The organism is Planktotalea sp., from assembly GCF_049680325.1.
Lineage (GTDB): Bacteria > Pseudomonadota > Alphaproteobacteria > Rhodobacterales > Rhodobacteraceae > Planktotalea.
The window spans coordinates 23,120-29,278 of record NZ_JBAUHO010000149.1; the positions used below are offsets into that span (position 1 = coordinate 23,120).

At 55.2% G+C, this 6,159-nt stretch carries 5 protein-coding genes; 3 read left to right on the top strand and 2 right to left on the bottom strand.

Annotated elements, in window-relative coordinates:
- Positions 1-2 precede the first annotated feature (2 nt).
- Both serB and WBC85_RS06805 read right to left on the bottom strand, forming a co-directional pair.
- The gene (serB, locus tag WBC85_RS06800) at positions 3-875 is read right to left on the bottom strand and encodes a phosphoserine phosphatase SerB (protein WP_424434299.1); all 873 of its coding nucleotides are present in this window, start codon (positions 873-875) and stop codon (positions 3-5) included.
- A gap of 78 nt (positions 876-953) precedes the next feature.
- Positions 954-2,201, bottom strand: coding sequence for a DUF2330 domain-containing protein (locus tag WBC85_RS06805; RefSeq protein ID WP_424434302.1), 1,248 nt, complete (start codon positions 2,199-2,201; stop codon positions 954-956).
- 269 nt (positions 2,202-2,470) lie between these two features.
- Here WBC85_RS06805 and WBC85_RS06810 point away from each other — a divergent pair, with 269 nt between their 5' ends.
- From WBC85_RS06810 to WBC85_RS06820, 3 genes are all read left to right on the top strand, one after another.
- A complete protein-coding gene (locus WBC85_RS06810; RefSeq protein WP_424434305.1) occupies positions 2,471-3,613 on the top strand; it encodes a phosphoserine transaminase in 1,143 nt (380 codons plus the stop codon).
- Positions 3,614-3,710: 97 nt separating this feature from the next.
- Complete coding sequence (gene serA, locus WBC85_RS06815) at positions 3,711-5,306, top strand: phosphoglycerate dehydrogenase (RefSeq protein WP_424434308.1); 1,596 nt, start codon at positions 3,711-3,713, stop codon at positions 5,304-5,306.
- A 66-nt stretch (positions 5,307-5,372) separates the two neighbouring features.
- A complete protein-coding gene (locus tag WBC85_RS06820; protein ID WP_424434311.1) occupies positions 5,373-6,104 on the top strand; it encodes a metallophosphoesterase in 732 nt (243 codons plus the stop codon).
- The last annotated feature ends 55 nt before the right edge of the window (positions 6,105-6,159 follow it).

The following is a 6,159-nucleotide window of genomic DNA, read 5'->3' on the forward strand; positions in this document are numbered from 1 at the left end:
ATCTAGGCTCCTGAAAACTCTTCGCGGCTGTAGCCTTGAACAAACAGAAGCGCCGTGAGGTCGCCGTGATTGATGCGCACATCGCATTGCGCCGCTACGGACGGTTTGGCATGCAATGCAACCCCCATTCCCGCGCGCAATAGCATCCCAAGATCATTCGCACCGTCACCAACGGCCAGAACATCGCTTTCGATAATGCCAAGTCGTGCTGTGATCTCTTCCAGTGCGTCTACTTTGGCTTGTTTACCAAGAATTGGCACGCCAACTTCACCCGTCAAAACGCCGTCACGCGCAATCAACGTATTCGCGCGATTTTCGTCAAAGCCCAGTTTAGCAGCAATCGCCGAAGTGAACGCCGTAAAGCCGCCCGACACCAGCGCAGCGTAGGCCCCATTTGCCTTCATCGTCGCAAGCAGGACAGGGCCACCCGGCATCAACGTAATGCGCTTTTCAAGAACATCTGCGATTACACTTTCAGGTAACCCTTTCAACAGACCAACACGCTCACGCAGCGCCCCGTCGAAATCCAGTTCGCCATTCATCGCTGCTGCTGTAATCGCGGAAACGCGTTCGCCAAAGCCTGCCTCATCGGCCAACTCGTCAATGCATTCCTGCTGGATCATCGTGCTGTCCATGTCAGCTAGCAGCATCTTCTTGCGGCGCCCTTCAACGGACTGCACCACCAGATCAACACCCAGCTTTTGCACATCTGCCCAGACGTCCCAAAGATTGCTTGGAACGCTTTCCAATGCGAATTCCGCAGACTCATCCGCGCTTAGCCAAACCGCATCACCACCGCCCCACGCGCCCTGAAGCGACGTTACCAAAGCGGGATCAAGCAGGCCGGGACGGGCAATAAGCGTGCAGGTGAACATAGGATACTCCGTTAGATGACGCCGCCGCCCTACCTTATGAAACGCACCTAGGCCAGTGCCTGCGTTGCCACATCGATCTTAACGATAGGCCGCGGGGACAGTTTTACGGATATTCTGGTTGATGGAACCCACGCTCCAGCCCGTCAATTTCGACAAATACTGCGCCTCTTGTCCCAACCGCTTTTTCGTTGCACGCACGTATTCGCGACCGGCCTGGCAGGCTACCTTGCCGTCATACGGGTGATTCATCACATAGCGCCCCTGAAAATTCTGGCGGTTGTTCGTTTCACGAAAGACCAGATCCTTCTGCATTTGCCCTTTGCTGTATTGCGCATGATAGCGTGTCACATAGACATCCTGCGCCGTGCCGTTGCCGCGCGCCCATTGCACGCCAAGTGCTCTCAAGTCAGCGTTAGGCAGGGGATCAGCCGCGCAAGGATCGCACCACGCCATGTCCCAAGCATATTCCATCACGATGCCGCCTCCGCCGCCAACGGTCTTTGCAAACATCGCCGTATAAAACTGTGGGAAGACTTTTTCGACAAAGGTCGGGATATTTCCATCGGTTGGCAGCGCCTTGGCGCGGTAATTCGCGACCTCGATCCGCCCTTTGCGAGACAACAAGAAGAACAGCGCATCTTGCGCCTTGTCCGCATTCAACTTGCCCAGTTGGATCGGCAACATAAATGATTTGGAGCGAAATGCGATTTGCAAAGGCGGCAGGTCTTGTGACTTGCCTTTAGCATGTCGGCTTAGATTCACCTTAGCCACAAAGAACTTCATGCCTGCATCGATGTAATCTGCCAAAACCAGCTCTGCGCCTTTGGGAAGTTTGTACCCTTCCCCCGTCAGAAAGGTTGAAAGGCCGTCGGATTCCTTGGCCTTTAGGATCAGGATATCATACTGGCCCACCGCATACTGCGCTTTGATCGTTACGCCTTTTGCCCGCGCCCTGCTTTGAAGCGATTGTTTTCTTGCATTGCCACGTGGCGCGGCCTCCTCCACCACTATAGGTGCTTCCATCATAATCTCTGGTGCGCAGGGATCAGAATCAAAATACTCAACCAGACGCGGGGCGGTATAGCTATCGAGGTGATCTACGATCTTTGCATCCACTGTCGAAATCTGATCGCGCCTTAGAACTTTTGGCGTCGGGACAATCATCGCAAAGTCGGACGGCGCGCCGCGATAGTCCGATGACATCGTGATTGTCGAGCGATTACCGTCACGCACGAAAACAACCTTGGAGGATTGATTGTAAAGCGATCCGTCTGCCATTGCGACATAGAAGCCGCAAAAGGCGCTCGCTTGGGACGTAGCAAGCATCAAGAGAATCAATGAACACAAAAACCGCATGGCGCACCTATTTGGATAGTTATCAGCGTAATACTAACAGCCTAACCGCAAGCAGGCGTTCAAACCCACACAAAATTTCGCGCGTCAGGTTTCCTATAGGCGTCAACGGGGTCGCAAATCTTCGCTAGCTGGTCGCCATAGTATCATTTTGCCCATTGCAGCAGTGCGATCCGCGCCGTATTTCCGCCAGTGGGACACCCTTCCCCAACGAAGGGCATATATCTGAGAGGATACCAGAAATGGCTATCGAACAACCGGCAACGCGCCCGGCAAATCCGCGTTTTTCCTCTGGCCCTTGTGCCAAACCCCCTGTTTTCAAACTCGACAACCTCAGCGATGCGCCCTTGGGCCGTTCGCACCGCGCAGCTGTTGGCAAAGCCAAGCTGAAGGCGGCGATTGAAGAGACCCGCGAAATTCTTGGCGTTCCCGCTGATTATAAAATCGGCATCGTGCCTGCATCTGATACTGGCGCATTCGAGATGGCCATGTGGAACCTTCTGGGCGAGCGCCATGTTGAAATGCTTGCTTGGGAAAGCTTTGGCGCTGGTTGGGTCACGGATGTGGTCAAGCAGTTGAAAATCGACGCGACAGCCAAGACCGCTGACTACGGCGAGATCGTTGATCTGGCGGACGTGAATTTCGACAATGATGTTTGCTTTACATGGAACGGCACGACCTCTGGCGTGCGCGTTCCGAATGGCGATGCGATCCCAGCGTCCCGCGCTGGCCTGACGCTCTGCGATGCGACTTCTGCTGCGTTTGCAATGGACCTGCCTTGGGACAAGCTCGACGTGACGACCTTCTCTTGGCAGAAAGTTCTGGGCGGCGAAGCGGCGCATGGGATGCTGATCCTGTCCCCGCGCGCAGTTGAGCGTCTGGAAAATTACACACCCGCATGGCCCTTGCCGAAAATCTTCCGCATGACCAAAGGCGGCAAACTGATCGAGGGCATCTTCGTCGGCGAGACAATCAACACACCGTCTATGTTGGCGGTTGAAGACTATCTGCAAGCGCTCGATTGGGCGCGTTCTGTTGGTGGCCTCAAAGGTCTTATCGCCCGTGCGGATGCCAATACTGCGGCAATCACAGATTTCGTTGACGCGAATGACTGGATCGAGTTCCTCGCGGTTGATCCTGCGACGCGTTCCAACACATCTGTTTGCCTCAAGTTCAACGATGCGCGCATCACGGACGGTCCAGCCTTTGCCAAGGCTGTCGCCAAGCGTCTCGAAAACGAAGACGTAGCGCTAGACATTGGTGCCTATCGTGACGCCCCTGCGGGTTTGCGTATCTGGTGCGGTGGCACGGTTGAAACGTCGGACATCGAAGCAATGCTTCCATGGCTCGCTTACGCGTTCGAACAAGAAATCGCAGCCTCTTAAAACAAGGGTGCGTGGCAGTCACGCGCCTTACTCTTCCCAATATATATAGGGTGCGTGATAATGCGCACTGCCCTCATCAAGCATAAGGACCAACACCATGGCCCCCAAAGTACTCGTATCCGACAAGCTCTCCGAATCCGCCGTACAAATCTTTCGCGATGCTGGCATCGACGTCGATTTCCAGCCTGATCTGGGCAAGGACAAAGACAAGCTCGCCGAAGTCATCGGCGCATATGACGGCCTTGCGATCCGCTCTGCGACCAAAGTCACCGAGAAGATTCTCGACGCTGCGACCAACCTCAAGGTGATCGCACGCGCAGGCATCGGCACTGATAACATCGACAAAGTTGCCGCCTCCAAGAAGGGTGTGATCGTCATGAACACACCATTCGGCAACATGATTACCACCGCCGAGCACGCTATTGCGATGATGTTCGCTGTTGCGCGTCAAATCCCAGAGGCATCCGCATCCACACATGCGGGCAAATGGGAAAAGTCCAAATTCATGGGCGTCGAGCTGACCAATAAAACGCTGGGCGTCATCGGCGCAGGCAACATCGGCGGTATCGTCTGCGATCGCGCACGCGGCCTGAAGATGAAGGTCGTCGCGTATGACCCCTTCCTCGGTGAAGAAAAGGCGCAGAAAATGGGCGTTGAAAAGGTTGAGCTCGACGAGCTGCTCAAGCGCGCCGATTTCATCACCCTGCACGTGCCATTCACAGAGGCGACAGCCAATATCCTTAGCCGTGAAAACCTCGAAAAGACCAAGAAAGGCGTTCGCATCATCAACTGTGCCCGCGGCGGTCTTGTCGATGAAGAGGCGCTGGCCGACCTGCTGAAATCCGGCCACGTTGCTGGCGCGGCCTTCGACGTCTTCAAGGTAGAGCCCGCAACCGAAAACCCGCTCTTCGGTTTGCCTAATGTGGTCTGCACGCCGCATCTTGGCGCAGCAACAACCGAAGCGCAGGAAAACGTTGCGCTTCAGGTCGCTGAACAAATGTCCAACTACCTCAACACAGGCGCGGTAGAAAACGCGCTCAACATGCCATCAGTCACGGCTGAAGAAGCCAAGATCATGGGCCCTTGGGTCGCTCTTGCAGGTCACCTTGGTGCTTTCTCAGGTCAAATGACCGACGAGCCGATCAAAGCGATCAACATCCTTTATGATGGTAACGTCTCGCACATGAACCTTGAGGCGCTGAACTGCGCCGCAATCGCAGGTATCATGAAGCGCGTGAACCCTGATGTGAACATGGTCTCTGCCCCCGTGATCGCGGCCGAGCGCGGAATCAAAATCTCTACGACCAACCAGGAAAAATCAGGCTCCTTTGATGGCTACATCAAAGTCACCGTTGTCACCGACAAGCGCGAGCGCTCTATCGCTGGTACGGTCTTTTCCGATGGCAAGCCACGTTTTATCCAGATCAAAGGCATCAACATCGACGCCGAAGTCGGCGCGCATATGGTCTACACCACCAACGAAGACGTGCCCGGCATCATCGGTGCATTGGGTCAAACCATGGGCGAAAACGGCGTGAACATCGCGAACTTTACCCTTGGCCGTTCCGCGGCAAAAGGCGAAGCCATCGCATTGCTCTATGTGGACGAAGCCGTTCCCACGCCTGCGCTAAAAGCACTGGAGGCGACTGGCCTGTTCAAGCAAGTCAAAACACTTGAATTCGACATCGCATAAAGATTGAAATCAAACTTTGCAAAGGCCGCTCTTCTCAGGGCGGCCTTTCTCGTTTAGGCCTTGCCTATGACTCATCCAGTTTACGCCATTGGCGACATCCACGGCCAACTCGAAATGCTTGAAGAGGCCCTCGCGCTGATCCATGCCGACGGCGGCGACAACGCACAAATCGTCTTCCTTGGCGATTACGTTGATCGCGGGGGCAATAGCAAAGCCGTGATCGAACGCCTCGTTCAGGGAAAGGCGGCAGGGCGACCTTGGCGCTTTCTCAAGGGCAATCACGATCGCATGTTCGAATGGTTTTTGGAGCCCGTTCCACGTCATGATCCCCACCTTCTGGTTGGCTATCATTGGCTGCACGAACGTCTTGGCGGCACCACAACCCTTGCCTCTTATGGCGTTGACGTAGGCGAGCGGCGCAGGCTGTTCGCGGTTCATTCGGAAGCGCGCGATGCAGTTCAATTAAGCCACCAAAGGTTTCTGCAAGATTGCGAAACCTCCGTCTCGCATGGTCCACTTTTCTTCTGCCACGCCGGCGTTCGCCCGGGGGTCGCTTTACCGGATCAATCCGAAGATGATCTTGTCTGGATCAGGGAAGAATTCTCGCATGACAAGAGCGATCATGGCGCACTTGTCGTGCATGGCCATACGCCCGTCGATACGCCTTTGCATGCAGGCAACCACGTCAATCTTGATACTGGTGCGGGTTATGGCAAACCCATCACTGCAGCCGTTTTCGAGGGGACAGATGTGCACGTTCTAAGCCGCTCAGGCCGCACCGCTTTAAAACCCGCCTAACCCCTTCCTCTCTCCAGAAGTATCTTGGGGGGTCCGGGGGGCTAGCCCCCCGGTC